2 protein-coding genes are annotated in these 777 nt (G+C 69.6%); one reads left to right on the top strand and one right to left on the bottom strand.

The genetic code is table 11. The features are described 5' to 3' along the window. On the bottom strand, positions 1-258 hold a 258-nt coding region (locus tag ACTJK8_RS32330; protein WP_440763208.1), incomplete at its 3' end, for a transposase family protein. 334 nt (positions 259-592) lie between these two features. Here ACTJK8_RS32330 and ACTJK8_RS32325 point away from each other — a divergent pair. Beyond that, a partial coding sequence (locus ACTJK8_RS32325) for a transposase (RefSeq protein WP_440763209.1) occupies positions 593-777 on the top strand: 185 nt, incomplete at its 3' end.

Raw genomic sequence — 777 nt, 5'->3', positions numbered from 1 at the left:
GGTCCGCCGCGGGCAGGCTGGGTTCGCACAGCGGAAGCGTCGCAGCCGGAGGCGCAGGCGGACGGACCGGCCCTGCCAGGGCAAATCGGCGAGGGTGCGCTCGCAGTGACCGTGCTTGCGGCCCGCGGACGATCGACAAGTGGGACAGCACGTCGGGCCCGGACGGAGTACGACGCGCACGATGAGCGGGTCGGTCGCTGGCTCGACGCCGACAACGGTCAGGCCATCGGGCACGAGGGGCAGGATACGGCGGGGCATGGCGTCCTCCGGAAAGCCGATTTCCGGAGATGAGGCACGTCACGCCGGCCGGCACACTTCGCCACACAAAGTGCGGAAGAAACAGTATTCAACGCCCGCTGACAGGCTGCGCCAGGACGCACCCACATCCTGGCGGCGACGCCGCACCGTGCCGACGATCCTCGACCCCTGTCAACCCCTACCGCGATCATCTCGAGGCGCGCTGGCAGGCCGGCTGCCGCAACGCCGCCGAACTCGCCCGCGGGCTGATCCGCGCGGGGGCCGACCTGAAGTAGCCCCTAAATGATCGGACAGGGGCTCACGCTTGTGGAAGTGTGTGCCTATGACCGACCGTATGGTGAGTTCCAACGACCCGCCCCGCGCCGAGCGCGTCGAGGTGATCACCGCCGTCCAGCGTCGGCGGCACTGGACCACCCAGGAGAAGGTGCGCCTCGTCGAGGAGACCTATCTGCCCGGCCAGTCCGTCTCGCTCGTCGCCCGCCGCCACGGGCTGAACGCCAACCAGCTGTTCACGTGGCG

Origin of the sequence: Methylobacterium sp. 22177 (genome assembly GCF_052045615.1) — a bacterium.
Lineage (GTDB): Bacteria > Pseudomonadota > Alphaproteobacteria > Rhizobiales > Beijerinckiaceae > Methylobacterium > Methylobacterium radiotolerans.
The sequence above is the reverse complement of the archived record's forward strand: the minus strand, read 5'-3'. Positions and strand labels throughout refer to the sequence as shown.